General features: G+C 61.2%; 25 protein-coding genes and 1 riboswitch. Of the genes, 20 read left to right on the forward strand and 5 right to left on the reverse strand.

Annotated features, from left to right (window positions below):
* The first annotated feature begins 157 nt into the window (after positions 1 to 157).
* Both DSM110093_RS09650 and DSM110093_RS09655 read left to right on the forward strand, forming a co-directional pair.
* Positions 158 to 1,393, forward strand: a complete 1,236-nt coding sequence (locus tag DSM110093_RS09650; RefSeq protein WP_243264839.1) for a putative DNA modification/repair radical SAM protein — start codon at positions 158 to 160, stop codon at positions 1,391 to 1,393.
* Complete coding sequence (locus DSM110093_RS09655; RefSeq protein ID WP_243264840.1) at positions 1,393 to 2,823, forward strand: UdgX family uracil-DNA binding protein; 1,431 nt, start codon at positions 1,393 to 1,395, stop codon at positions 2,821 to 2,823. The genes DSM110093_RS09650 and DSM110093_RS09655 overlap by 1 nt, the downstream gene beginning before the upstream one ends.
* On the opposite strand, the gene DSM110093_RS09660 is transcribed toward DSM110093_RS09655, so the two are convergent.
* A complete protein-coding gene (locus DSM110093_RS09660) occupies positions 2,820 to 3,458 on the reverse strand; it encodes an SOS response-associated peptidase family protein (protein ID WP_243264841.1) in 639 nt (212 codons plus the stop codon). The genes DSM110093_RS09655 and DSM110093_RS09660 overlap by 4 nt on opposite strands.
* 134 nt (positions 3,459 to 3,592) lie before the next feature.
* On the opposite strand from DSM110093_RS09660, the gene DSM110093_RS09665 reads away from it, so the two are divergent.
* From DSM110093_RS09665 to DSM110093_RS09730, 14 genes are all read left to right on the forward strand, one after another.
* Positions 3,593 to 4,327 carry a hypothetical protein gene (locus tag DSM110093_RS09665; RefSeq protein WP_243264842.1) on the forward strand — a complete coding sequence of 245 codons (735 nt, stop codon included), beginning with the start codon at positions 3,593 to 3,595 and terminating at the stop codon, positions 4,325 to 4,327.
* Positions 4,275 to 5,762, forward strand: coding sequence for a DNA polymerase Y family protein (locus DSM110093_RS09670; RefSeq protein WP_243267707.1), 1,488 nt, complete (start codon positions 4,275 to 4,277; stop codon positions 5,760 to 5,762). The genes DSM110093_RS09665 and DSM110093_RS09670 overlap by 53 nt, the downstream gene beginning before the upstream one ends.
* Entirely contained in the window at positions 5,762 to 9,091 is a 3,330-nt protein-coding gene (locus DSM110093_RS09675) for an error-prone DNA polymerase (protein WP_243264843.1), read from the forward strand. Before DSM110093_RS09670 ends, DSM110093_RS09675 begins: the two co-directional genes overlap by 1 nt.
* A gap of 111 nt (positions 9,092 to 9,202) precedes the next feature.
* A riboswitch (TPP riboswitch) is annotated at positions 9,203 to 9,299 on the forward strand.
* A 66-nt stretch (positions 9,300 to 9,365) separates the two neighbouring features.
* Positions 9,366 to 10,169, forward strand: a complete 804-nt coding sequence (thiD, locus tag DSM110093_RS09680; protein ID WP_243264844.1) for a bifunctional hydroxymethylpyrimidine kinase/phosphomethylpyrimidine kinase — start codon at positions 9,366 to 9,368, stop codon at positions 10,167 to 10,169.
* Positions 10,162 to 11,142 (forward strand): FAD-dependent oxidoreductase, encoded by a 981-nt coding sequence (locus tag DSM110093_RS09685; RefSeq protein ID WP_243264845.1) that lies wholly within the window; start codon positions 10,162 to 10,164, stop codon positions 11,140 to 11,142. The genes thiD and DSM110093_RS09685 overlap by 8 nt, the downstream gene beginning before the upstream one ends.
* Entirely contained in the window at positions 11,132 to 11,329 is a 198-nt protein-coding gene (gene thiS / locus DSM110093_RS09690; protein ID WP_243264846.1) for a sulfur carrier protein ThiS, read from the forward strand. Before DSM110093_RS09685 ends, thiS begins: the two co-directional genes overlap by 11 nt.
* A gap of 3 nt (positions 11,330 to 11,332) precedes the next feature.
* The gene (locus DSM110093_RS09695) at positions 11,333 to 12,094 is read left to right on the forward strand and encodes a thiazole synthase (protein ID WP_243264847.1); all 762 of its coding nucleotides are present in this window, start codon (positions 11,333 to 11,335) and stop codon (positions 12,092 to 12,094) included.
* Entirely contained in the window at positions 12,091 to 12,687 is a 597-nt protein-coding gene (locus DSM110093_RS09700; RefSeq protein WP_243264848.1) for a thiamine phosphate synthase, read from the forward strand. Before DSM110093_RS09695 ends, DSM110093_RS09700 begins: the two co-directional genes overlap by 4 nt.
* Positions 12,684 to 13,646, forward strand: coding sequence for a HesA/MoeB/ThiF family protein (locus DSM110093_RS09705; RefSeq protein WP_243264849.1), 963 nt, complete (start codon positions 12,684 to 12,686; stop codon positions 13,644 to 13,646). The genes DSM110093_RS09700 and DSM110093_RS09705 overlap by 4 nt, the downstream gene beginning before the upstream one ends.
* Before the next feature lie 37 nt (positions 13,647 to 13,683).
* Positions 13,684 to 14,631: an ABC transporter substrate-binding protein gene (locus DSM110093_RS09710; protein ID WP_243264850.1), complete on the forward strand. Its 948-nt coding sequence runs from the start codon at positions 13,684 to 13,686 to the stop codon at positions 14,629 to 14,631.
* Positions 14,628 to 15,311 (forward strand): TenA family protein, encoded by a 684-nt coding sequence (locus tag DSM110093_RS09715; RefSeq protein WP_243264851.1) that lies wholly within the window; start codon positions 14,628 to 14,630, stop codon positions 15,309 to 15,311. Before DSM110093_RS09710 ends, DSM110093_RS09715 begins: the two co-directional genes overlap by 4 nt.
* A complete protein-coding gene (locus DSM110093_RS09720) occupies positions 15,278 to 16,045 on the forward strand; it encodes an ATP-binding cassette domain-containing protein (RefSeq protein WP_347568618.1) in 768 nt (255 codons plus the stop codon). The genes DSM110093_RS09715 and DSM110093_RS09720 overlap by 34 nt, the downstream gene beginning before the upstream one ends.
* A complete protein-coding gene (locus tag DSM110093_RS09725) occupies positions 16,045 to 16,797 on the forward strand; it encodes an ABC transporter permease (protein WP_243264852.1) in 753 nt (250 codons plus the stop codon). The genes DSM110093_RS09720 and DSM110093_RS09725 overlap by 1 nt, the downstream gene beginning before the upstream one ends.
* A 119-nt stretch (positions 16,798 to 16,916) precedes the next feature.
* Positions 16,917 to 18,218: a tyrosine-type recombinase/integrase gene (locus tag DSM110093_RS09730; RefSeq protein ID WP_347568619.1), complete on the forward strand. Its 1,302-nt coding sequence runs from the start codon at positions 16,917 to 16,919 to the stop codon at positions 18,216 to 18,218.
* Positions 18,219 to 18,232: 14 nt separating this feature from the next.
* Here DSM110093_RS09730 and DSM110093_RS09735 read toward each other — a convergent pair whose 3' ends face one another.
* On the reverse strand, positions 18,233 to 18,868 hold the full coding sequence (locus DSM110093_RS09735; RefSeq protein ID WP_243264854.1) for a recombinase family protein: 636 nt from the start codon (positions 18,866 to 18,868) through the stop codon (positions 18,233 to 18,235).
* 273 nt (positions 18,869 to 19,141) lie between these two features.
* Between DSM110093_RS09735 and DSM110093_RS09740 the strand changes: the two genes are divergently transcribed.
* Positions 19,142 to 19,534: a hypothetical protein gene (locus DSM110093_RS09740; protein WP_243264855.1), complete on the forward strand. Its 393-nt coding sequence runs from the start codon at positions 19,142 to 19,144 to the stop codon at positions 19,532 to 19,534.
* 328 nt (positions 19,535 to 19,862) lie between these two features.
* Here the strand turns inward: DSM110093_RS09740 and DSM110093_RS09745 are convergent, their stop codons facing one another.
* A complete protein-coding gene (locus DSM110093_RS09745; RefSeq protein WP_243264856.1) occupies positions 19,863 to 20,630 on the reverse strand; it encodes a ParB/RepB/Spo0J family partition protein in 768 nt (255 codons plus the stop codon).
* Positions 20,631 to 20,785: 155 nt separating this feature from the next.
* Between DSM110093_RS09745 and DSM110093_RS09750 the strand changes: the two genes are divergently transcribed.
* From DSM110093_RS09750 to DSM110093_RS09760, 3 genes are read left to right on the forward strand one after another with little or no spacing between them, the layout of a single operon-like run.
* Entirely contained in the window at positions 20,786 to 21,181 is a 396-nt protein-coding gene (locus DSM110093_RS09750) for a transposase (RefSeq protein WP_243264857.1), read from the forward strand.
* A complete protein-coding gene (gene tnpB, locus DSM110093_RS09755) occupies positions 21,178 to 21,531 on the forward strand; it encodes an IS66 family insertion sequence element accessory protein TnpB (RefSeq protein WP_243264858.1) in 354 nt (117 codons plus the stop codon). Before DSM110093_RS09750 ends, tnpB begins: the two co-directional genes overlap by 4 nt.
* A gap of 54 nt (positions 21,532 to 21,585) precedes the next feature.
* Positions 21,586 to 23,112: an IS66 family transposase gene (locus DSM110093_RS09760; protein WP_243264859.1), complete on the forward strand. Its 1,527-nt coding sequence runs from the start codon at positions 21,586 to 21,588 to the stop codon at positions 23,110 to 23,112.
* A gap of 287 nt (positions 23,113 to 23,399) precedes the next feature.
* On the opposite strand, the gene DSM110093_RS09765 is transcribed toward DSM110093_RS09760, so the two are convergent.
* Positions 23,400 to 24,164: a hypothetical protein gene (locus tag DSM110093_RS09765; RefSeq protein ID WP_243264860.1), complete on the reverse strand. Its 765-nt coding sequence runs from the start codon at positions 24,162 to 24,164 to the stop codon at positions 23,400 to 23,402.
* Positions 24,165 to 24,177: 13 nt separating this feature from the next.
* On the reverse strand, positions 24,178 to 24,546 hold the full coding sequence (locus tag DSM110093_RS09770) for a hypothetical protein (protein ID WP_243264861.1): 369 nt from the start codon (positions 24,544 to 24,546) through the stop codon (positions 24,178 to 24,180).
* Positions 24,547 to 24,556: the final 10 nt, after the last annotated feature.

Consider the following 24,556-nt stretch of genomic DNA (forward strand, 5'->3'; position numbering starts at 1 on the left):
ATGTATCTGCATGTAATTGGTAGCGGCAAGATTTCGCTACGTCAATTTAAACTCTCACCCCCTGCCCGCGCCTTCGCACAGGCGGTGCCCTGCGCAGATTGTCGCGGCATTAAGATAGTTTAATGACACCCCGCCCATGAGAACATATATAGAACGCATGGCAAAACAGACACTCGATCAAAAACTGGCGATTCTCAGCGACGCGGCGAAATACGACGCCTCCTGCGCCTCCTCCGGCTCGACCAAACGCGACTCGCGCGATGGCAAGGGGCTGGGCTCCAACGAAGGCAGCGGCATCTGCCACGCATACGCCCCCGACGGGCGGTGCATCAGCCTGCTCAAGATCCTGATGACCAATTTCTGCATCTACGATTGCAGCTATTGCATCAACCGCGTGTCCTCCAACGTGGATCGGGCGCGGTTCAGCGTAGATGAGGTGGTGAAGCTCACCATCGAATTCTACCGCCGCAACTATATCGAAGGGCTGTTTTTGTCCTCGGGCGTGATCCGCTCGCCCGATGCGACCATGTCTGACATGGTCCAGATCGCCCGCAAGCTGCGGCACGAAGAGAACTTTCGCGGCTATATCCACCTCAAGACGATCCCCGACGCCTCCCCCGAGTTGATCGAGGAAGCCGGCCGTTTGGCCGACCGTTTGTCGATCAATGTGGAACTGCCCACCGACACGGCGGTGCAGCAATATGCGCCCGAGAAAAAGCCCGAGCAAATCCGCCGGGCCATGGCCAATGTGCGGATGGTCAAGGACGCCAGCAAAGAGAAATCTTTCTCTGGCAAGCGCCCGCCGCGCTTCGCGCCCGCAGGCCAATCGACGCAGATGATTATCGGCGCGGACGGGTCGAACGACGCCACCGTGCTGGGGCAATCGACGCGGCTTTACTCCAGCTACAAGCTGAAGCGCGTCTATTACTCCGCCTTCTCGCCGATCCCTGACAGTTCCGCCAAACTGCCGCTGATCCGCCCGCCCCTGCAACGCGAGCATCGGCTTTATCAGGCCGACTGGCTGCTGCGCTTCTATGATTTCCAACTGGACGAGATCACTTCAGTCACCCGCGACGGCAATCTCGACCTTGAGGTCGATCCCAAACTCGCATGGGCGCTGGTGCACCGCGAGCATTTCCCGCTCGACGTCAACCGCGCCAGCCGCGAGATGCTGCTGCGGGTGCCGGGGTTCGGGGTGAAGACCGTGACCCGTATCCTCGCCGCGCGACGGCATCGTAGCTTGCGCTACGAAGACCTGACCCGCATGGGTGCCTCGATGAAAAAGGCCCGCGCCTTTGTCACCGCAGGCGGCTGGACGCCCGGTGGGTTGACCGACAGCGCCGACCTGCGCGCACGTTTCGCGCCGCCGCCCGAACAGTTGACCCTGTTCTGATGCAGCGCGTCTCGCTCCCCCCCATCGGCACGGCGAAAGCATGGCGCGAAGCGGCGCGCGGTTTTCTGGCCGCAGGTATCCCGCCCGAGGATATTCTCTGGGGCGATCATGCCGCCGCGCCCGATCTTTTTGGCGGCGAGAGGCTGACGCCCATGGGCGGGCAGGTCTCGGTCCCGCGCAGTTTCGTCTCCATGGCCGAAACCGCCGTTTGGCACAGCGATCCGGAACGTTTCGCGCGGCTTTATGCCTTTCTTTGGCGGGTGAAAGACGCACCGCATCTGATGTCGGACCGAGGCGATGCCGACCTCGCCGTGCTGCGGGGGATGGAGAAGAACGTCCGCCGCTGCCAGCACAAGATGAAGGCCTTCGTCCGCTTCCGTGAAATCGGTGATCCGGCTGCCCCGCGCCGCAGTTTTGCGGCATGGTTCGAGCCCACGCATCACACTGTGGAGCCAACGGCGGATTTCTTCGTGCGGCGGTTTTCCGACATGGACTGGCGCATTCTGACGCCCGATGTCTCGGCCATCTTCGAGGGCGGCAAGCTGAGCTTTCAAGAAGGGCACGAAAAACCCGACCTGCCCGAGGACGCGGGCGAGCAGCTTTGGATCACCTACTTCCAGAACATCTTTAACCCCGCCCGCCTGATGGTGAAGGCGATGCAATCCGAGATGCCGAAAAAATACTGGAAGAACATGCCCGAAGCCGCCTTTATCCCGCAGATGATCGCCGAGGCCCCGGCCCGCGCCCGTGCCATGGCCGAGGCAGCACCAACCCTGCCGCCCGTCCGCATGGACCGCGTGCAGGCGCAGCTCTCGGCCTTCTCATCCGCATGGGACGGCCCGATGGAGGACCTGCCCACCGCGATCCGCGCCTGCACCCGCTGCCCCCTGCATTGTCACGCCACCCAAGCCGTGCCGGGCGAAGGGCCAAACCGCGCCGATCTGATGGTGGTCGGTGAACAACCCGGTGATCAAGAGGATCTCGCGGGCCGTCCCTTCGTCGGGCCAGCCGGACAGATGTTCGACCGCGTGGCGGCAGAGGCCGGGCTTGACCGCGAAGCGGCTTTCGTCACCAATGCCGTCAAACACTTCAAATTCACCGCCCGCGGCAAACGCCGCATTCACCAGCGCCCTGAGACGCCAGAAATCGACCAGTGCCGCTGGTGGATGAACGCCGAGGTGGCGCAGGTGCAGCCTAAGCTGATCCTCGCCATGGGCGCCACGGCGGCGCAGAGCCTGACCGGCAAGGGCACGGGGATCCTGAAACGCCGTGGCACGATCGAGACGGGGCCAGAAGGCATCCCGGTGCTGATCACCCTGCACCCCTCCTACCTCTTGCGCGTGCCGGACCCGGCGCTGCGCGAAGAGGCCACGGCGCAGTTCCGCTCTGATCTGGCGATGGCGGCACGGATGATGGCAGAGGCGGCTTAATCCTCGGGGTCAATGACCTGTAGCGTCCCGTCCGGCAAGGGGCGTTGCAGGCTGGGCAGCTCGGCCGTTTCAACCGTAAGCCAGCGCTGCACGTCGTCGGGATTGGTCAGGATCACCGGCATCGCCTTGGGGTGCACGGCCCTGACCTCGGCATTGGCTTCGGTGGTCAGAAAGCCATAGAGGTTATCAGTGGTCTCGCCGTCCTTCAGTTTGCGCACAGAGGTCCATTCGGTCCAGACGCCCGCGAAAAAGGCCAGCGGACGGTCCTCGCCAAGCGCGAACCAGACCGGGCGCGAGCGCTCTCTGGGGCGGTTCAGCGGTTCGGAAAAGGCGGTGAAGGGCACCACGCAGCGATGCTCGGCCCCCAGCCAGCGTCGCCAATGCGGCGAGGCGATGTTGCGGATGTTGGTCACGCCGCGGTCGGTCTTCTTGCCCTTGAGCGCAAAGGCCGGAGAGGGCATCCCCCACCGCATCATCTCCAGCACCGGACCGCCATCGCCGTGGCGCACCACCGGGGCGGCATAGTCGGGGTAGATACCGGGCATCGGCGGCAGGTTGCCTGTTTGGTCGTCGATGCCGTCGAACCAGCCGCGGATTGCGGCCTGCCCCTTGGTCAGGGAATAGAGATTGCACATCGTTGGCCCCCTTGCCGTCGTCTTGGCCCATTAGATGCGGTTTTGACCGCGCCCGGCAAGGGCCACAGGATCTTTGACAGCACCGCAATTGATGATTTATAACTAGAACAAAATGTGAACATATGGAGTCGTGCATGACAACCGATTCTACATATGGGCAGGTCCTTACCCTGCCGCGGCGCCGTCCGTCGACACCCCCCGAACCGGGGGTTCTGGCCGCACATGCGCCGCTGACGGATGTCTTTCCGGGGGCCTTCGCCACGGCCCCGGCCAGCGCCTTCGTGCTGTCGCTCTTGCCGCGCGGCAAGGGGCCGGTGCTTTGGGTGCAGGACTTTCTGTCGCGGCGCGAGAATGGGGCGCCCTATACGCCCAGCTTGCGCGGTTTCGGGCTGGAACAACCGGTGCTGCTGGTCACCGTCAGCCACCCGCGCGACGTGCTTTGGACAATGGAGGAAGGCGCCGCCTGTGCGGGGCTTTCTGCCGTGATCGGCGAGGTGCACGGCGGGCCGGAGGTGCTGGATTTCACCGCCACCAAACGGCTCTCGCTTCGGGCCGAGGCCTCAAACGTGCCGCTCTATCTCATTCGCAGCGGCGATCCCGGCGGCCTGAGTGCGGCGCGCATGCGTTGGCGCATTTCCTCGCTGCCCTCACAGGCCCATCCCTACGATGCGCAGGCCCCCGGCGCGGCCCGCTGGGATTTGGAACTGTTTCGCGCGCGCGGCCATGCGCCAGGGCGTTGGGTGGCTGCCCATGACCCCGACAAAGGCCAAAGCCCCCGCGCCGCGGATCGTCTCCGTCTGGTTCCCTATGCTGACGATGGAGCGGTGGCGCCGGGTGATCGCCCAATACCGCAGCGTTCCGGGGGATGAGGTGCCCGTCGTCCTGTCGCGCGACGGAACCCATGGGCCGGTCGTCCATGGGCTGAGCGCTGCCGCCACGATGCGCGGGATCGAGGCGGGCGCGCGGGTGGTCGATGTACAAGCCATTCACCCCGATCTGCATGTGGAACCCGCCGATCTGGAGGGCGATGAGGCGCTGATCCAACGACTGGTGCATTGGGCGCGGCGCTGGTGCCCTTGGACGGCGCGGGATCAGGACCATGGCCTGCTGCTGGACGTGACCGGCTGCACCCATCTGTTCGGCGGAGAGGCCGCGATGCTGCGCGACATCCGCAGCCGTTTCGCGCTGCAGGGGCTGACCGCGCGGGTCGCCATGGCCCCCACTCCCGGTGCGGCGCAGGCACTGGCACGCTTCGGCTCCGGCGCGCAGATCTGCGGGGCCGAGGACGTGGCCACCGCCCTCGCCCCCCTGCCCGTCGCCGCCCTGCGGCTCGATACCCAGACCACACGGCTCTTGGACCGTCTTGGCCTCAAGACCATCGGCGCACTCTCCGATCTGCCCCGCGCCGCGCTGATGCGGCGCTTTGCCAGCCTCAAGCCCGATCGCAACCCGCTGATCCTCCTCGACAAGGCCCTCGGCAAGGCCCCCGACCCATTGAACGCCCCGCCGGACCACCGCCATTTCATAACCCGCAGCCGGCTGCCTGAGCCGGTGATCGACCCCGCCCCACATCTGCCCGCGCTGGTGGATGACCTCTGCACCCTTCTGGCCCGGGCCGAGCTTGGCGCGCGGCGGTTGAGGCTGACCATCTACCGCATCGACGGCGATTGGCGTGCGCTTGGGGTCGCCACGGCGCGGGCCAGTCGCGACCCGTCGCATCTGCGCAGGCTTTTCGACGGCAAACTGGAAAACATCGACAGCGGCTTCGGCTTTGACCTGCTGACGCTGGAGGCGCTGACCAGCGAACCGCTGCCCCTGATGCAAGACCACCTCGACGGCAAACGCGATCCATCGGCGGATGTGGCCGGGCTGCTGGATCGGCTCGCCGCCAAACTGGGGGCGGACAAGGTCAACTGGCCGCAGTGGCGCGAGACCCACAAGCCCGAACGGGTGGAGCAACGTGTCGACGCCCTGCACGGCACGCCTGCCGCCGCACCCGCCTTGCTGCGCGACCGCCCCCTGCGCCTGCTCACCCCGCCCGAGGAGGTGCGCGTGATCTATGCCGTGCCCGAAGGCCCGCCCTCGCAGTTCAACTGGCGGCGCGTCACCTATAAAACCACACGCCACACCGGCCCCGAGCGCATCGCGCCCGAATGGTGGCGCGACCGCCCCGGCACCCGGCTGCGCGATTACTACAAAGTTGAGGTCGAAGGCGGACAGCGCTTCTGGCTCTACCGCGAGGGGGTGATCTATGACGGTCGCGGGGCCGAGCCGCGCTGGTTTTTGCATGGGCTCTTTGCCTGATGCCCGAGCAGGAAGGACATAAGCGCCGCACCTTGGGGGAGGACGATTTTGCCGCCCCCGCCCGCGCAGAATATGTGGAATTCGGGCTGGCGAGCTGCTTCTCCTTCCTGCGCGCCGCCTCGGACGCGGTAGATTTGGTGGAGCGGGCCTATCAGCTTGGCTACGACAGCCTCGGCATTGCCGATCACAACACGCTGGCGGGCGTGGTGCGGCTGCATGTGGAGGCCGAAAAGGCCCACATCCGCCCCCTGATCGGCGCGCGTCTGGTGCTGCTTTGTGGGACCGAACTGCTGGCCTACCCGCAAGACCGTGCCGCCTATGCGCGGCTCTCGACCTTGCTCTCGGCGGGCAAGATGCAATCGGTGGACGGCGAATGGCAGCAAAAGGGTGAGACCCATCTGACGCTGGAGATGCTGAGCCAACACGCCGAAGGGCTGCATCTGATCGTCATGCCGCCCGAGAACCTTGACGTCTTTGCCGCTGGCCTGCCGCGTCTGGTGAAAGCACTGCCGGGGATGCGGCATGTGGGCGCAAGCTTCCTTTATCGTGGCGATGACCGAGCGCGGATCAACCGCTTGGACGCACTGGCCCGCGCCCATGGGCTGAGGATTTTGGCCACCAACGACGTGCTTTACCACGCACGCCACCGGCGGCCCTTGCAGGATGTGATGGTGGCGATCCGCGAAGGCGTGATCGTGCCCAAGGCGGGCTATCTCTTGGCCGCCAATGCCGAACGGCACCTGAAATCGCCCGAGGCGATGCTGCGCCTCTTCGCCGACTGGCCCCATGCCATCGCCGAGACGCGCCGGCTGGCGGACAGGATCACCTTTCGCCTCACCGATCTGGCCTACGAATACCCACATGAGATCGTCCCCGAAGGCCGCAGCCCGATGGAGGAACTCGCCCGCCTCACATGGGAGGGCGCGGCGCGGCGCTACCCGCAAGGCGTGCCCGAGGCGGTGATCAAAACGATCGAAAAGGAATTCGCGCTCATCTCCGCCAAAAAGATCGCCCGCTATTTCCTCACCATCTACGACATCGTCCGCTTCGCCCGCGAGGAAGCTGAGCCGCCGATCCTCTGCCAAGGGCGCGGCTCGGCGGCCAATTCGGCGGTCTGTTTCTGCCTCGGCATCACCTCGGTCGACCCGGCGGTGCATAACCTGCTGTTCGAGCGGTTCCTTTCCGAGGAACGCGACGAGCCGCCCGACATCGACGTGGATTTCGAGCATGAGCGGCGCGAAGAGGTCATCCAATACATGTACGGCAAATACGGCCGCCACCGCGCCGGGCTTTGCGCCACGGTGATCCACTACCGCCCGCGCTCGGCCATTCGCGAGGTCGGCAAGGCGATGGGGCTGTCGGAAGACGTGACCTCGAAGCTTGCGGGCACGATCTGGGGCAGTTTCGAGGGCCAGATGGACGACGCCCGCGCCCGCGAGGCGGGGTTGGATTTGAGCGATCCGTATCTGCGCATGGTCCTGAAACTGGCCTCCCAAATGATCGGCATGCCGCGCCACCTGAGCCAACACGTCGGCGGTTTCATCCTGACCGAGCGCCCCCTGACCGAGATCGTGCCCATCGGCAACGGCGCCATGCCCGAGCGCAGTTTCATCGAATGGGACAAGGACGACATCGACGCGCTGCAGATCTTCAAGGTCGATATCCTCGCCCTTGGCATGCTCACCTGTATCGCCAAATGCTTCGATCTGATCGAGGCGCATTACGACCGCCCGCTGGAACTGGCCACCGTCCCGGTGGAGGATCACGAGGACGACGCCACCGGGCGACCCACCTACGACATGCTTTGCCGCGGCGACAGTCTGGGGGTCTTTCAGGTGGAAAGCCGCGCGCAGATGGCGATGCTGCCGAAGCTGCGCCCCCGCGTCTTCTATGATCTGGTGATCGAAGTCGCCATCGTCCGCCCCGGCCCCATTCAGGGCGACATGGTGCACCCCTATCTGCGCCGCCGTCAGGGCATGGAGAGCGTCGTCTACCCCGCCCCCGGCCCGGCATTTCCGCAGGACGAGCTGTTCAGCATCCTCAGCCGGACCTTGGGCGTGCCGATCTTTCAAGAACAGGCGATGAAGATTTCCATCGACGCGGCACAGTTTTCCCCGACCGAGGCGAACGAGCTGCGCAAGGCCATGGCCACCTTCCGCTCGCGCGGGACGATCGAGAAGCTACAGGACAAGATGGTGGGCCGTATGACCAAACGCGGCTACGATCCGATCTTCGCGCAGCGCTGTTTTGACCAGATCAAGGGCTTTGGCGAATACGGCTTTCCCGAGAGCCATGCGGCGAGTTTTGCCAAGCTGGTCTATGTCTCGTCTTGGATGAAATGCCACTACCCGGCGGCCTTTGCCTGCACGCTGCTGAACTCCCAGCCGATGGGGTTTTATGCGCCCGCGCAGATCGTGCGCGATGCGCGCGAGCACCGGGTCGAGGTGCGGCCTGTGGATGTGAATTACTCCGATTGGAACTGCACGCTGGAGCCTTGCGGCGAAGGCTTTGCCCTGCGCTTGGGGCTGCGCATGGTGGATGGCTTGCCGGAAAAGGCAGGCGCGCGGATCATGGACCGACGTGAGTCGCCTTTTGCGGATGTCGAAGACCTCAAGTCTCGTGCAGGGTTAGACGCCAAGGCGATCCGCCAGCTTGCCGCCGCCGACACGATGCGCAGCATGGGGATCGACCGGCGTCAGGCGCTCTGGCAGGCGCAAGGGCTGCGCGACGCGCCCGCCTTGCCGATCTTTGACCATGCCGAGGCCGCGGCTCAGGGGCCGGAGCCGGAGGTCGCCTTGCCGGTGATGCCGAAGGCCGAACAGGTCGTGGCCGACTACCAAACGCTGCGCCTGTCCCTGAAGGCGCATCCAATGTCCTTCTACCGCTCCAGCCTCGCCGCGCAGGGGTTCTCCTCGGCCCGAGACCTCTCGCGCATGGGGCATGGGCGACGGGTCAAGCTCGCCGGGCTGGTGCTGGTGCGGCAAAAGCCGGGCAGCGCCAAGGGGGTCTGTTTTATCACGTTGGAGGATGAATGCGGGGTCGCCAACCTTGTGATCTGGCCGAATATGTTCAAGCTTTACCGCCCCACGATCATGGCCGCGCGGCTGCTGGTGGTCGAAGGGCGCGTGCAGACCGATGGGCGGGTGATCCATGTGGTGGCCGACCGGCTTGAGGACCGCTCTGACAGGCTTGCTTCGCTGTCGGATGCGCCGCTGCCCGGCATCACCACGCGGGGCGATCATCCGACCCATCCGCTGCCCGGTCAGGTGGCGATGCATTCCCATCCGCGCGATGCGCTGGTGATCCCGAAGTCGCGGGATTTCCATTAATGAATCTTCATGTGACGCATGAAATAAGAACCACAATACACTGATAATAAATAATAACTAATAAATATCAGAACCCCTGTTGACCCTCTCAACGCCCCTCGCTAGCCTGCCCGCAATCCGTTGGGGTGCCGCAAGGCTGAGAGGTGAGAACCGACCCATCGAACCTGATCCGGGTCGTACCGGCGTAGGGAACGGAACCAAGCATCGGCCCCACGCGGCCCGTCGTTTATCCCGTATCCACACGCCCTTGGCCCATCTAACACATGGGGGCCAAATGGCGTTTCAAACACTAACGATTGCGGGGTCCGACAGCGGCGGCGGGGCCGGGATTCAGGCCGATCTCAAGACCTTCAGCGCGCTTGGCGTTTACGGGGCCAGCGTGCTCACCGCCGTGACAGCCCAGAACACCCACGCGGTGACCGGGGTCGAAATGATCTCTCCCGCGATGATCCGGTCGCAGATGGCGGCCGTCTTTGACGATCTGGCGATCGGTGCGGTCAAAGTGGGCATGTTGGGCGATCCTGAAACGATCACCGCCGTGGCCGAGGGGCTGGCGGGCTGCGCCGCGCCTGTGGTGCTTGACCCGGTGATGGTGGCGAAATCCGGCGATGCGCTGCTTTCCCCCGAGGCGGTGGCGACACTGCGCGCGCGAATGCTACCCTTGGCCCATGTCCTGACCCCGAACCTGCCCGAAGCCGCAAGGCTGCTCGACAGGCCGGAAGCCACCGATGAGGCCACCATGCTGGAACAGGGCCGCGCCCTGCTCTCGGCCGGTCCCGGCGCGGTGCTGATGAAGGGCGGGCATGGGAAGGGGGAGACCTGCGTCGATCTGCTGATCACCGCGGATGAAACCCTGCGCCTTTCCGCGCCCCGCCAGCACACCGCCAACACCCACGGCACCGGCTGCACACTTTCCGCCGCCATCGCCGCGGGGCTGGCGCGGGGACAAACGCTACCCGAGGCCGTGCAGGCTGCGCATGCCTATCTGCAACGCGCCATTGCTGCTGCCGACACCCTCAACATCGGCAGTGGCCATGGACCGGTGCATCATTTCCACGCGGTCTGGCCGCATGAGTGACATCACCATCATCGGCGGCGGCGTTGCGGGGCTTTGGGCTGCGCGGGCCTGTCTGGCGCAGGGGCTGCGGCCACGGTTGGTCGACCGCTCAGGCGCACCCGGCCCGCATTGCTGTTCATGGTGGGCGGGCGGTATGCTTGCCCCCTTTTGCGAAGGGGCGCTGAGCGAACCTGCTGTCGTGACCCACGGCACACGCGCCGCTGACATGTGGTCTGACGTGACCGAAGTGACCCGACGCGGCACTCTGGTCCTTGCCCCCGAACGCGACCGCGCTGAAATTCAGCGGTTCGCCGCCCGAACCGAGAACCACAGCGCCTGCGACGCAGAGGCCATTGCGACGCTTGAACCCGACCTTGCAGGGCGTCATCGCCGCGGATTGTTCTTTGCAGACGAAGCGCATCTAAACCCACGCCAAGCATTGCATGATCTGACACAGGCGCTGGCTGACCAAGGCGTGAGGGCCGAAACCGCAACGCTCACCCCATCCGACATTGGGGGCTTGGTGATCGACTGCCGTGGCATGGCCGCCAGCGACGATCTCCCCGATCTGCGGGCCGTGCGCGGCGAGATGATCCTGCTGCACGCGCCAGATGTCACGCTTACCCGCCCGATCCGTCTGCTGCACCCGCGTCATCCGCTTTATGTCGTGCCGCGCGGGAGCGGGGTTTTCATGCTAGGTGCCACCCAGATCGAAAGTGCCAGTCGGGCCAAAATGACCGCGCGCTCGGCGCTGGAACTGTTGTCGGCGGCCTATGCGCTCGACCCGCGCTTTGCCGAAGGGGAGATCCTCGAAATGGATGCCGACCTGCGCCCCGCTTTCCCCAACAACCTACCCGGCATCGTCCAACGCGGAGAAGTACTGCACCTTAACGGTTTGTTCCGGCACGGTTTTCTTATGGCTCCGACCTTGGCCGAACAAGCGGCGGCCTTTCTTACAACAGCGACAACGGGGGATCTATTCCGTGAAAATTGAAGTAAACGGCGACACGCGTGAGGTCGCAGCCGCGCAGCTTGATGCGGCATTGGCTGAATTAGGCTGGGCCGAGGCAAAAGTGGCCACCGCGCTCAACGGCACCTTTGTGCCCGCAGGCGCGCGGAGCGCGACCACACTCAGCAATGGCGACCGGCTTGAAGTGCTCAGCGCCATGCAGGGGGGCTGAGCGATGCGCGACTTTTACGGCACCACCCTGCCCCTGCCGCTGATGCTGGGCACCGCGCGATACCCCTCGCCTGCGGTGATGGAGGCCGCCTTTCGCCAAAGCGCCGCCCCGGTCGCAACCGTTTCGCTGCGCCGCGAACAGGGCGCAGGTCAGGCGTTTTGGGACATGGTCCGGGGCTTGGGCGTGCATCTGCTGCCGAATACCGCTGGCTGCCATTCGGCGCGTGAAGCGATCACCACGGCACAGATGGCGCGGGAGTATTTCGGGACCAATTGGATCAAGCTAGAAGTCATTGGCCACGCCGACACCCTGCAACCCGATCCATTTGGCCTTGTCGAAGCCGCTGAAACCCTCTGCGCCGATGGGTTCGAGGTGTTTCCCTACACCACCGAAGATCAGGTGCTGGCCGCGCGGCTGGTCGATGCGGGCTGCCGGGTGCTGATGCCATGGGGCGCGCCGATTGGGTCGGGGCTGGGGCTGAACAATCTGCACGGGCTGCGCAGCCTGCGGGCAGCATTCCCTGACATCGCAATGGTCATCGACGCAGGTATCGGCCTGCCCAGCCATGCCGCACAGGCGCTAGAGATGGGGTTTGACGCGGTGCTTTTGAACTCCGCCGTGGCCGAAGCCGAAGACCCCGCCGCCATGGCCGAAGCCTTTGCGCTGGCCTGTCGCGCAGGTGCACTCGCCGCCGCCTCTGGCCCTATGGGGCAACGCGACATGGCCGTGCCCTCAACCCCTGTGATCGGAAAGGCTTGGCTATGAACTTGCCGCGTTTTTATCCTGTTTTTGACAGTGCTGCTTGGGTGGCGCGGGCGGTGCCCTTAGGCGTGAAGCTGGTGCAACTTCGCATCAAGGATGCACCAGAAGATGTCCTGCGCGCCGAGATCACCACCGCGCTCGACCTCTGCCGCCAGCACGGCGCGCTGCTGGTGGTGAATGATCATTGGGAACTGGCGATCGAACTGGGGGCCGATTGGCTGCATCTGGGCCAAGAGGATCTTGATACCGCCGACATTCCAGCGATCCGCCGCGCTGGGCTAAAGCTTGGCCTGTCGACCCATGACCACGCCGAGCTAGACCGTGCGCTTGCCCTTGCCCCAGATTACATCGCGCTTGGCCCCGTTTATCCGACGATCCTGAAAAAGATGAAATGGACCGAACAGGGCCTCGCCCGACTGACTGAATGGAAGGCGCGGATCGGAGATATTCCGCTTTGCGCCATCGGCGGGATGAGCGTCGCCCGCGCGCCGGGGGCCTTTGCCGCCGGGGCAGATACGGTGGCGGCGGTCACGGATATCACGCTGAACGCAGACCCCGAAGCGCGGATGCGCGAATGGCTTGAGGTGACGGCATGAGCCGCTATGCCCGTCAAACGATCCTCCCAGAGGTCGGCACGGACGGCCAAGCGCGGCTAGCTGCGGCGCGGGTTCTGGTCGTCGGCGCCGGAGCGTTGGCGGTGCCGGTGCTGCAATATCTCGTCGGGGCCGGTGTCGGACAGATCACGCTGATTGACGGCGATGTGGTGGCTGAGAGTAACCTGCACCGCCAGCCGCTCTACCGGATGGATGATATCGGCCGCCCCAAGGTTATTGCCGCGGCCGAGGCCATGGCTGCGCTGAATACCGAAGTAACAGTCATACCCCGCGCCGAATGTCTCACCCCCGCCAATGCGCCCGCGCTGGTGGCGGAATGCGATATCTTGCTCGATTGCGCGGATACTTTCGCGGCAAGCCTGACGCTCTCAGATGCGGCTTTGGCACAGGGCAAACCGCTGATCTCGGCCTCGGCACTCGGGCTATCGGGCTATGTTGGCGGCTTTTGTGGGCCAGCCCCCTCCCTCCGCGCGGTTTTCCCAGATTTGCCGCAGACGGCAGCCACCTGTGCCATGGCGGGCGTTTTGGGCCCCGTGGTGGGAATGATCGGCGCGGCGCAGGCGCAGATGGCGCTGTCGGTGCTGCTGAGGCTGTCGCCCTCCCCGCTGGGGCAATTGATGATCTGGAACACCGCAAATTGGCGCATGTCAGGCTTTCGATTTGACGCCGCGCCCGAGCCTGAAACACCCACACCTTTCATAGCCGAAAGCCAGATCACCCCCCGCGATCTGGTCATCGACCTGCGTGCCGAAGCGCCCGCCCCCTTCTCGGCCCAAGCACGCCATGTCCCGCCCGAGGCGCTGTCCGATCTGCCGCTGCCGCCCGGCACCGCTCGCATCGTGCTTGCCTGTCGCACGGGCCTGCGCGCGCATCACGCGGCCAGCACCCTCCGCGCCCGCTGGCCGGGCGAGATCGCCCTGCTGGCCCTGCCCGGCGCCTGATCCTCTTCTGACCAAACACTATATTGGAGCCTTTCCCTTGAAAAATATCCTCGCCCCCCTTGCCCTGACCCTGATTGCTGCGCCTGCGCTGGCTCAGGATAAAATGACCGTCATGCTGGACTGGTTCATCAACCCTGACCATGGACCGATCATTCTGGCGCAAGAAAACGGCTATTTCACCGATGCGGGGCTGGAGGTTGAACTGATCTCTCCTGCGGACCCGAACGAGCCGCCGCGCATGGTGGCGGCAGGCCGGGTGGATCTGGCGGTTTCCTACCAACCAGAGCTGCATCTGGCACAACGCGAAGGGCTGGACCTGCGCCGCGTTGGCACCCTGATTGAAACTCCGCTGACCTGCCTTGTCGTGCGCGCCGATGGTCCGGTGCAGGAGGTGGCCGATCTCAAGGGCCGCAAAGTAGGTTTTGCCGTGGCAGGTGTGCAGGAGATGCTGCTTGATGCCATGCTGACCGGGAATGGTGTGGACCCCTCAGAGGTTGAGCAAATCAATATCGGCTGGTCGATTTCCCCCGCCCTGATGTCAGGCCAAGTTGATGGTGTAATCGGCGCCTTCCGCAATTTCGAACTGAACCAAATGCAGATCGAGGGCCATGAAGGGCGCTGCTTTTACCCCGAAGCGGAAGGTGTGCCCGCCTATGATGAGCTGATCTACGTCGCCCATGCCGAGGATATGGACCGCGAGATGATCGCACGGTTTTTGAGTGCCACCGAACGCGCCGCCGCCGATATCGTCAACGATCCAACTGCGAGCGGGGAGGTCTTCTTTGCCTCCGACGCCGCGCTTCGCAATAAGCTGAACACCCGCGCATGGGAAGACACATGGCCCCGCTTTGCCACCCGCCCCGCTGCCGTAGATCACGGGCGGTACGACCGTTTCGAGGCCTTCATGCTGGAAAGCGGTGTGGTTGAGACGGCGATCCCCGCCGCCGATCTGGTGGTTGATGTGACCGAGAAGGCCGGGCAATGACCGCCCCAGATTACGGCACGGCTTTTGCCGCATGGCGTGGTGCAGCGGGGCAGGATTGGCAACGCTACACCCGGCACATCTTCGTCGAAGGACTGCGCGACGGCACGCTGCCGCAGGCAAGCTATCTGCATTACCTGCGGCAAGATTACGTCTTTCTGATCCACTTCGCCCGCGCTTGGGCATTGGCTGCGGCCAAGGCGGAAACGCTGGATGAGATGGCCACCGCCAGCGCCACAGTGCATGCGCTGGTTCATGTGGAAATGCCGCTGCATGTAGAAACCTGTGCAGCCCACGGCATCGACCGCGTGACGCTTGAGGCCACGGCAGAAGCCCCCGGCAACCTCGCCTATACGCGCTATGTGCTAGAGGCAGGCTATTCTGGTGATTTCCTTGATCTCATGGCCGCCCTCGCGCCCTGTGTTTTAGGCTACGGCGAGATCGGTTTGCACCTCAAAGGCAGCACCGGCCCCTATGCCGATTGGTGCGCCGTCTATGGAGGGGAGGAATACCAAGCCTTGTGCCGTGATGTGGGGGCGCTGATCGATGGTGCGCTAGAACGGCGTCTGGGGCCGGATTGGCAATCCTTGCCGCGCGCGACGACGCTACAATCGCGGTTTGATACCGCAACACGGCTTGAGGTGGGGTTTTGGAACATGGCGCTTTCGCCCATTGGCGCATGACCGCTCCTGCGATCCATCTTACGGGGGTTTTACAAGGTGCCAAAGCCACTTTGATTGACCTCTTTGACATCACCTTGCCCGGCGGCGAATGGAGCGTGCTTCTTGGCCCCTCGGGCGTCGGGAAGACCTCGCTTTTGCGTCTGCTGGCCGGGTTGCCCTGTGCGGCACGGCTGCACGGGCAGATCACAGCAGAGGACGGCGCGTATCTTGCGCCGCGCGTGACGATGATGGCGCAGGACGATCAGCTGCTGCCTTGGGCTGGCGCCTTAGAGAATGTCACAATCGCCGCCCGCCTGCGCGGAGAACGCCCCGACCCTAAGCGCGCTGAGGCGCTTTTGACCGAGGTCGGACTGGGGTCAGAGGCTGATCGCAGACCTGCCGAACTCTCCGCCGGTCAACGCCAGCGCGTCGCCTTAGCCCGCACGCTCTATGAGGGGCGCGACATTGTCCTGCTGGATGAGCCCTTTTCTGCGCTCGATGTGGTGACCCGCCATCAAATGCAGGATTTGGCCGCCCGGCTGCTGGCGGGACGGACCGTTGTATTGATCACCCATGACCCTGCCGAAGCCCTGCGGTTGGCCGATCACGCATGGATCGTGGCGCGCGGCGGGATTTCACCCTGCGCCCTACCTTCCGCGCCGCCCCCGCGCCGTATTGATGCGCCCGATACCCTCGCAGCCCAAGCGGATTTGCTGCGCCGGATGGGCCTTACCTTTCCCGACAAAGCCGCCTGATGCCACTTACCGGACATAGAGTATGGCGCGGCGCGGTAAGCTTTGCGCTTGCGGTCGCAGTTTGGCAGTTGGTTGTCACCCTCAGCGGTGTGCCGCGTTTTATCTTGCCGGGGCCGTGGCTTGTGCTGCAAGCGCTTGGCGCGAATGCCACGCTGCTGTGGCAGAACGCCCTTTGGTCTGCGGGCAACCTCGCGCTTGGCCTTGGAGTGGGGGTTATTCTAGGGGTCGAAACGGCGCTATTGCTGACCCTATCCCGCCACGCACGCTGGCTGCTGCGCCCGATGCTGGTTGTGGCTCAAGCGGTGCCCGTCTTTGCCCTTGCGCCGGTCATTACGCTCTGGCTCGGCTACGGCATGCCGTCCAAAATCGTAACCATCGCCCTTGTTACCTATTTCCCCATCGCCTCATCTTTGTTCGACCGCCTGATGGCGCTTCCCCCCGGTCTTGGCGATCTATCACGCCTTGCCGGGGCCAGCCGTTGGCGCGAAACGCTGCTGCTACGCCTGCCCCACGCCGTGCCCGGTTTGATCTCTGGCCTGCGCCTTGCTGTGGTCTATGGACCGCTGGCGGTACTGATTGGTGAATGGGTCGGGTCATCACGCGGTCTGGGGCATCTCATGCTGATGGCAAATGGCCGCGGCCAGATGGCACTGATGTTTGCAGCACTAATGGTACTGGCGGCGCTGTCATTAATGTTGTGGGTGATCGTCGAAGCGCTGGCCCGCTGGGCGGCGCGGCGGTTCTATACCTAGCTGGCTGCGATGAAGGGTATGGTGGCGGAGGAGGTGGGATGCTCCGCTCACGCCACGTAACAGACAGAAACCATTGAACTTCATCACCTTACAGCCCCATACGTGTGTGGGAAACGTGTGTGGAGATACTTTTGCCTAGATACCTACAACAGCGAAGACGGCGGTGGTACGCAGTTCTCGACATCCCAAAAACACTGCGACCACAGTTCGGAGACAAACCTCGCTTTGTCCAAAGCCTTGAGACCGAGAGCATCTCAGTGGCAGAGCGTCGGGTACTCTCTGTTGTTGCTAGCTGGAAAGTGCGTTTGGAAGCAGCTCGTACTGGCAAGCCGGAGCCTTCAGTTGATTTAGCACAGGTCGCACTTGATTGGAGGGAAGCCCTTGATGCAGCTCCCGATACCGACACGCGGGACAGATACGAATTGATCCTGTCAGACAAAGCGGACAAGGCTGAGGAAAAACGCGAAGGCGCGGGTGTTGAGCTATTTAAGGTAGCAACTAGACAGTGGCTTGAAACCGGAGAAATGGTGGAGGACTGGCTTCAAACTCTCGACAATGAGCCAAAGACCATCGACATGAAGCGATCAGACCTCAAGCGTTTCAGTGAGCGCTTTCGCCTGACTTTGCATGTTGAAAGGAAAGCAGTTCAGCGCTGGGTGGATCACCTGCGTTCGCAAGAACACCTGAAACTTCCGACCATTCGTCGCATCATCTCAGCTTGCCGGGGGTACTGGAGTTACTTGCAGCGCCTCGATTATGTGCCTGATGACGCAGAGCCGTTCCGCGACGTTGTCCCCCGCCCTGCCAAGAAGTCAAAACGAGATATCGCTGAAAGGCGCCAACCATTCTCAGACAGCGACGTAGTCAGATTGCTTAACGCATCCGTCGCCCAGAAAGACGAAAATCTCGCTCGCTTGATCTGGTTTGGTATGTGGACAGGCTGCCGAATTGAGGAGCTGTGCGCCCTCAGGGTCACGGATGTCTCATTAGACCGGTTCCAAATTAACGACGCCAAATCCGAAGCTGGCTGGCGCGAAGTCCCGATCCATTCCACGCTTGCCCCAGCGCTTGAACGCATGTGCGCGGAAAGTACGGATGGCTATGTGCTGTCGGGTCTCACAGAGAACAAATACCAAGACAGATCGAACGCGGTCGGGAAGCGGTTCGGTCGCTTAAAGACGCGCCTCGGGTTTGGAAGTTCACACGTCTTCCACTCCATTAGGAAGACCGTAACCACGCAACTCGATGCGGCGGGAATACCAGAAGCAGTCAGCGCACGTATTGTAGGTCATGACATTCCGACGCTGACCTATGGGGTGTACTCAGGTGGCGCACCCTTTGAGGTGAAACGAGACGCCATAATGGTGCTGTCTTATCCTCTTCAGGAACTAGACCAGCCTGCTTCTTTTGGCAGCACCTGAGCAAGGGGGAGGCCTCAGAGGCCCCACCTTACCAAGACAGCATCAGCGGCGGATGGGTCAGAGTTAATCCTAAGGACAGTCTGACGGCTGATGCCTGCTGCTTTTGCTACGGCACTGGTCCCTGCACCTTCTCTGCTCATAGTCAGCACGGTCTGGAGGGTGCCTCGATCATAGCTCGGCTTCTTTCCTCGGTACTTTGCGGGGTCGCCTCTGTTAGCCTCAATTCCGGCCCGCTGAGCCTCCTTCGTTGCTTCCGCTTGGGCTTGAGCCGTCGCAGCCATGAAGGCTATCAGAGCGTCCCTCACAGCCTCCTGCATGGGGTCTGTAGTTGCTCCGTCGAAGGTAAGACCATTGATTACAGTTCGGACAATTACGCCTTGGCGCATAAACGTCCTGATGGTGTCTGTGACATCTTGGTAGTTCCTCCCTAGGCGGTCTACCCAGCGCACAACCAGCACATCACCCCGGCGCAATCGGTCAAACAGCCGCTTCCCCTGTGGACGTTCGGACAGCTTTGTCGCGACGCCAGAAACTCCCTCATCAGCAATCACCTCATCAATCTCGAAACCTGCAGCCTCAGCTTGTGTCAGCTGGTGACTTACATCTTGATCCGAAGTGCTAACGCGGGCGTATAGAATGGTCTTAGACATGCTTACCTTATGTGTTCGTATGGGTGGTGTCCGTAGATAAGGGCGTCCGTTAATCAATGTCAACCTCAACGGACACCTTAAGCGCATCAAATTAACTGTCCGCACAGGTATACCCTTACAGAGAACCACGCCAAAAAATTGAAAAGGCGTGCGTGACAGTTTGAACGCCCAAGGGGGCAAACATCGCGGCCACGAAGTCTCTGGATTGCTCCTAAGTTCACAGAGCTGTATGAGCCAGAACAACCAATGCGTGAACTTCAGAGGTGAAGCCTTATGGTAAAGAAGCTCTTGTTGATATCCGCTTTAGCTGTCGCTGGCTATTTCGGGTACGACACCTACAAAATGTACAAGGGCGGTTACTTCAGTATGCCTGAGCTAGGACCCAACGATTTCTCTCTTTCATTCAAGAGCGGCTTTCGGGGTGTAATGCGAGACATTCCTGACCATCGTCCTGCGAGGCGTTATTTAGCATCTCAGGCAAGCGGTGTTCCTGAGTGGTTTCAGGAGACATGGTCGGAATGTAGGCGGCCTCTCGAAAAAGAGCAGACAGCTTTTGAACAACAATTGGATGTTGGACCCGGAGGACGACTAGAAGCCATCTGCGAAATAGATGCTGGGGGTGATATCTTTGTTCGTGGGTGGTTCATCTCAGTGCCTAACCTTTGAGCATGTTAATCGCCATCTATGCGCGACGCTTGAACTTTAGTGTTTGATTAAAGTAAGCCGCGCGAGACATTGCCACGCTACGCCGGGCCTCTCCCCGTCCAACCTTGCCATAGAGCGCCCTTGGGGACCTTGGAGGAGTGAGTTGCGTTCGATGACGCGATCCTCATTACATTCCACTGCTGCCTCGCTCGCATCCGCCGAAGGTCTCTCCTGTGCCGCTGGTAGTCACGGCGCCCTCCCCACCCGAAGCAAGCCCATGGGGGAACGCCGCGATTGCCGCCGATATAGATAAGCCTCTAAGATTTTCGACCCACTATATGTTTGCACCTTAGAATGGGGATTCTCCGTCTGCTAGGTCGTCAACCCTCCAGTAGTCGGCAAGCTCCTCGGTCCTGTGGCCCAACCTCTTTTCTAGCACGACGCGCAACGCATCTAAGCAACGCTCACCTTCATACCCGATAATCTTACCGACCTGCGCGTCAATTGCATCCGCCCGAGCTTGCACCCACGCATCTGCGTCCCAATCCTTGTCGCTCTGCCCTCGGCCGCTCAGCATCTCCATAGCCTCTAGCCAAGTATTCGGTAGAGACTCACCAGCTGCAATCAACTCTTGTCGGGTGCGTCGCATCTTGGCCACCGTACCATCGCTTGCCAGCCGCAATGCCACGATCTCTTTCTTTGAGTAGACTGGGCCATTCGCATCGTGGAAGCAGTTAAGGTTCCAGACAGCGTTCATTCGCTCTTGCGAAGTCATTGGAAGTCGCGATTTGGCGTTCTCCTTAAGAGCAAGTTTGCGAGCCTCTTCTAGACTACACGTATAGACCATCGCAGGTACCTTTCCGCGCCAACCGAAACGCCTATACGCTTCAAGCCTATGATGTCCGTCGACTACGATCAGAGCCTGTGTCTCAGGGTGACGCCACACGGATATTGGGTCTAGCGGTTCACCGCGCCTTATATGAGACTTAAGTTCCTCCGCATGTGCTTCATTCAGGTCTTCATCACGGAACTGGAAAGTTCTTGTGTCAGTGCTGATGTCCGATAGCTTTACCTGAGTTGTTTTTTCCCTGGTAAGCCCTTGTTTTATCTTATTCATTTAATCCGATCCCATGTCCATTGATTGATGAGACTGACCTAGAAAGGCTATGCAGATTGCACGGCCTATGGTAAGCGATGTGCCGCCCCCACCTTCCTTGTGAGCCTCTGATCTGAGATTCAGCCCTGACGGATGGATTATCAGGGAGTTTCTCCATGGAGCGCTCAACGGAGTTTCTCAGTAACATTGATTTGGTTGTGGGCCCGCGTGGTCACCGCCGGTGGCCGGATGCGGTGAAGGCGCAAATTGTGGCCGAGACGCTGGTGGAGGGTGCCTCGGTGGACGCAGTTGCGCGGCGGTATGACATGCGGGCCAATCATTTGTCGGAATGGCGGCGCATGGCCCGGGAGGGCAAGCTGGTTCTGCCTGCTTTGGCTGAAGAACCGAGCTTTGCAGCGCTGATTGTGCGCGAGGATGTCGATGTGGCACCTGAACCTGCGCAGCTGTCGCCGTTGGATCTGATATGTGGTGCTGTCACCGTGCGATTGGATGCAAGAACATCAGCGGCGCGCATTGCCGAGATTGCTCGCGCCTTGAATGCGCCCTCATGATGTTCCCTTCAAACCGGGTGCGGATCGTTGTGGCGACCAAGCCGGTAGACTTCCGCAAAGGTCATGACGGTCTGGCAGCGCTTGTCAAAAACGAGTTACGCAAAGACCCCTTTACGGGGACCGTATTTGTGTTCCGCTCGAAACGGGCAGATCGGCTGAAGCTGTTGTATTGGGACGGCACCGGGCTGGTCATGGCTTACAAGAGGCTGGAGGAGCATATCTTCACCTGGCCTGCCATCAAAGATGGCTTGATGGCGCTGAACCACGCCCAGTTTGAAGCGCTATTCTCAGGATTGGACTGGCGGAAAGTAAGGGCTTTGTCCGCGCGTCCGCCGACTGCGGCAGAATGAATCAGGCCGTCTTTTGCAGAGGTATTGAGGTGCAGGAAATGGTAGTCATTCCCCATGTCAAAACCTGCCGATCTCCCTAATGATATTGAGGCCCTGAAGGCGCTGCTTGCCGCCTCAGAGGACCGCAATCTGCGCAAGCAGGATCGTATCGATCAGTTGGAGAAACTGGTTGCTGACTTCAAGCGTGCGCTGTTTGGCGCACGCTCTGAGAAGGCCGATCCCGAGCAGTTTGAGCTGGCGCTGGAAGACATCGAAACGGCGATGGCGGCGGTCCACGCTGAAGATGACGCGGTGGATCCACCTGCATCGCGCCCGACAAAACCGCGCAATACCAACCGTGGCTCATTCCCCAAACATTTACTGCGTATTGAAGAAGTGATTACGCCCGATAGCATGACCTGCGGCTGCGGTGCTGAACGCCATATGATTGGTGAGGATACGTCTGAACGATTGGACATCATCCCCGCCCAGTTCCGTGTGATCGTTACCCGCCGCCCAAAGTATGCATGTCGGTCCTGCACCAATGGGGTTGTTCAGGCACCCGCACCCGCCCGGCTTATCCCTGGTGGTATGCCGACAGAGGCAACGGTGGCGCATGTTGTTGTCAGCAAATACGCGGATCACTTGCCGTTGTATCGCCAAGCACAGATTTACAGCCGCCAAGGCATCGATCTGGATCGCTCCACCCTTGCAGGATGGGTCGGCAAGGCAGCCTATGAACTCCGTCCTGTCTTCGATGCGTTAATGGCTGATCTGAAAAGCTCAACCAAATTGTTCATGGATGAAACAAGAGCACCAGTGCTTGATCCTGGCAAACGTAAAACCAAAACTGGTTACTTCTGGGCACTGGCCCGCGATGACAGGGCTTGGTGTGGAGCGGCTCCACCGGGCGTTGCCTTTACATATGCGCCCGGGCGTTCCGGCCAATATGCAGATGACATTTTGAAAGGCTTCTCTGGCATCCTCCAAGTGGACGGATATGCCGGGTATAACCGCTTACTCAAACGCGCCGATGACAATGTCGTCTTGGCCTACTGCTGGGCCCACGCACGTCGCAAACTGCACGAAGTTGCACAATCTGGCACTGCCCCCATCGCCGAAGACGGGCTGAAACAGATCGCTGCGCTCTACCTGATCGAAAAGGATATCCGGGGTCTGGCACCCGAGGTGCGATTGGCAGCACGGCAAGACCAATCGGCACCGTTGATCGTCGCGTTTGAGGAGTGGCTCACGACCAACCGCGCGCGGCTGTCTGCTAAAGCCCCTTTGGGTGAAGCGCTCAAATACATCGCAAAATACTGGGACGGGCTGTGCCTGTTTTTGACCGACGGCCGCATCGAAATGGACAGCAACGCAGTGGAGCGCACGATCCGTCCCATAGCTCTGAACCGCAAAAACGCACTCTTCGCTGGCCACGACGACGGGGCCACAAACTGGGGCGTCATCGCTTCCTTGATCGAGACCTGCAAATTGAACAGTGTCGATCCGCATGCCTATCTGACAGATACGGTCACTGCCATCGTCGCAGGCCACAAACAAAGCCAGATCAACGATCTGCTACCATGGAATTACGCTAAATAGGTGGGATCGGCGCACCGCTTACGGCCTATGGCTGCATACTCATGAGCCTCTCAAGAGCCATCACCTCGCCGCCAAACCATAGGCACTGAAGGTCACCCAAGAGGTGTCGCTATATGCCCTAAAGACCTCACAGCTGCAGAGAAGCGCCTACGCCAGTCAACGGAGCAGCCCAGAACTCTCAGGGTGCGCATTGCAGCGCCAGATCAGCGCCTCCGTCAATGGTGGCTCCTAATCCCCCCGGTCGCAGAAAGCCCAAACGACACAGGTTTCCTGCCGTGGCTCCATCGCTAATTCGTGAATGTGCAGAAAAAAGTGACCGACTGTGAAGTATCGTAGACGCGAACCTCTGCATCTTCGTAACTACAGACCTCATCGGTTGGACTTATAATGCTATAATTGGACAAAGAAGAACTCTCGATGACTACAGCCCATTCGGTTGGTTCTTTTGGGACTTTGCCGCGATGGACAATTCCTCCATCCGGTTCGGAAAGGAATGTGACCGCATAGCGTTTGGACGGCCAAAAACCTGCGTTCACTGCCACCACCTGCGCCGCACTGGAATATCCGTTCTTAGCTAAGAAGCTGCCACCGATTTTATCGATCATGGTTGATAACTCAGAAGAGTAAGCTGCGGAACTCTCTAATTGCAGGGCTGGCTTATCGAGTATCTTTTCATCTATCGCGGCATCCATCGAAGGGACGGCGTAGCTGAAATCCCTGTCGCCTTCTTTTACCAACCAATAGCCATAGTCACTGCTTTTGCTAGTTTCCTCGCCTATCGCCCCCACGACGCCCATAAGTACACCTACTTCCTTTCCGTCCAGTGTTTTGACGGGAACTTCTTCTGAAATAAAGAAGGGCATTTCGCAGCCGAGAACCCTAGCAACAGAGATCGCAGCACTTCCATTCTCGATGAGTATCTCGTCAGGTAGATCTTCGCTGGCGTTGCTAAATTGCTCAGCAGTACACACGCTTGAAGCCTGCAATACCAAGGGCCAAGAACTTAGAATGACAGAGCCGAGCGATACCCAAAAACAATTCCAGCCAACCACGTTTATTCTTCCTCTAACTAGTCTTGGCAAGTGCGCCTCGCGCAGCCAAATAAATAGCTGCAGAGCCAAGGAGGCAAACGCTAAAGGCTTGCATCGCTATCACTGATTTCAGAGGTCGAAACGCCCCCAAAAAGGCCTCCCGTGATGGATAAGAGTATGTAAGAAGCTCAACCAACTCCGCTTTGATTGAGTAGCCAAAGAACAAAGAAAAGAAGGCACTTCCTACAAACACTGCCCCCAGCGAAATATCGAGCCGCCCTAGCGTCAGCCCCCTTTCGCTCGCAGTTCCCAAAGCGAAGCCAACGATTACGAAAGTCGCTAGTGTCCACGTTGAAAGTAATGATGCCAGTTCGTCGGTCCGATCAAGCAGATCGATAGGCACTGCAATCTCC

Origin of the sequence: Sulfitobacter sp. DSM 110093, assembly GCF_022788715.1 — a bacterium.
Taxonomy (GTDB): Bacteria; Pseudomonadota; Alphaproteobacteria; order Rhodobacterales; family Rhodobacteraceae; genus Sulfitobacter.

Coding starts and splice junctions, on each gene's coding strand:
- DSM110093_RS09725 (WP_243264852.1), top strand. CDS start 16,045: ATGCCACTTACCGGACATAGAGTATGGCGCGGCGCGGTAAGCTTTGCG.
- tnpB (WP_243264858.1), top strand. CDS start 21,178: ATGATGTTCCCTTCAAACCGGGTGCGGATCGTTGTGGCGACCAAGCCG.
- DSM110093_RS09650 (WP_243264839.1), top strand. CDS start 158: ATGGCAAAACAGACACTCGATCAAAAACTGGCGATTCTCAGCGACGCG.
- DSM110093_RS09735 (WP_243264854.1), bottom strand. CDS start 18,868: ATGTCTAAGACCATTCTATACGCCCGCGTTAGCACTTCGGATCAAGAT.
- DSM110093_RS09660 (WP_243264841.1), bottom strand. CDS start 3,458: ATGTGCAATCTCTATTCCCTGACCAAGGGGCAGGCCGCAATCCGCGGC.
- thiD (WP_243264844.1), top strand. CDS start 9,366: ATGGCGTTTCAAACACTAACGATTGCGGGGTCCGACAGCGGCGGCGGG.
- DSM110093_RS09685 (WP_243264845.1), top strand. CDS start 10,162: ATGAGTGACATCACCATCATCGGCGGCGGCGTTGCGGGGCTTTGGGCT.
- DSM110093_RS09670 (WP_243267707.1), top strand. CDS start 4,275: ATGGAGCGGTGGCGCCGGGTGATCGCCCAATACCGCAGCGTTCCGGGG.
- DSM110093_RS09760 (WP_243264859.1), top strand. CDS start 21,586: ATGTCAAAACCTGCCGATCTCCCTAATGATATTGAGGCCCTGAAGGCG.
- DSM110093_RS09740 (WP_243264855.1), top strand. CDS start 19,142: ATGGTAAAGAAGCTCTTGTTGATATCCGCTTTAGCTGTCGCTGGCTAT.
- DSM110093_RS09655 (WP_243264840.1), top strand. CDS start 1,393: ATGCAGCGCGTCTCGCTCCCCCCCATCGGCACGGCGAAAGCATGGCGC.
- DSM110093_RS09675 (WP_243264843.1), top strand. CDS start 5,762: ATGCCCGAGCAGGAAGGACATAAGCGCCGCACCTTGGGGGAGGACGAT.
- DSM110093_RS09745 (WP_243264856.1), bottom strand. CDS start 20,630: ATGAATAAGATAAAACAAGGGCTTACCAGGGAAAAAACAACTCAGGTA.
- DSM110093_RS09665 (WP_243264842.1), top strand. CDS start 3,593: ATGACAACCGATTCTACATATGGGCAGGTCCTTACCCTGCCGCGGCGC.
- DSM110093_RS09695 (WP_243264847.1), top strand. CDS start 11,333: ATGCGCGACTTTTACGGCACCACCCTGCCCCTGCCGCTGATGCTGGGC.
- DSM110093_RS09705 (WP_243264849.1), top strand. CDS start 12,684: ATGAGCCGCTATGCCCGTCAAACGATCCTCCCAGAGGTCGGCACGGAC.
- DSM110093_RS09750 (WP_243264857.1), top strand. CDS start 20,786: ATGGAGCGCTCAACGGAGTTTCTCAGTAACATTGATTTGGTTGTGGGC.
- DSM110093_RS09715 (WP_243264851.1), top strand. CDS start 14,628: ATGACCGCCCCAGATTACGGCACGGCTTTTGCCGCATGGCGTGGTGCA.
- DSM110093_RS09700 (WP_243264848.1), top strand. CDS start 12,091: ATGAACTTGCCGCGTTTTTATCCTGTTTTTGACAGTGCTGCTTGGGTG.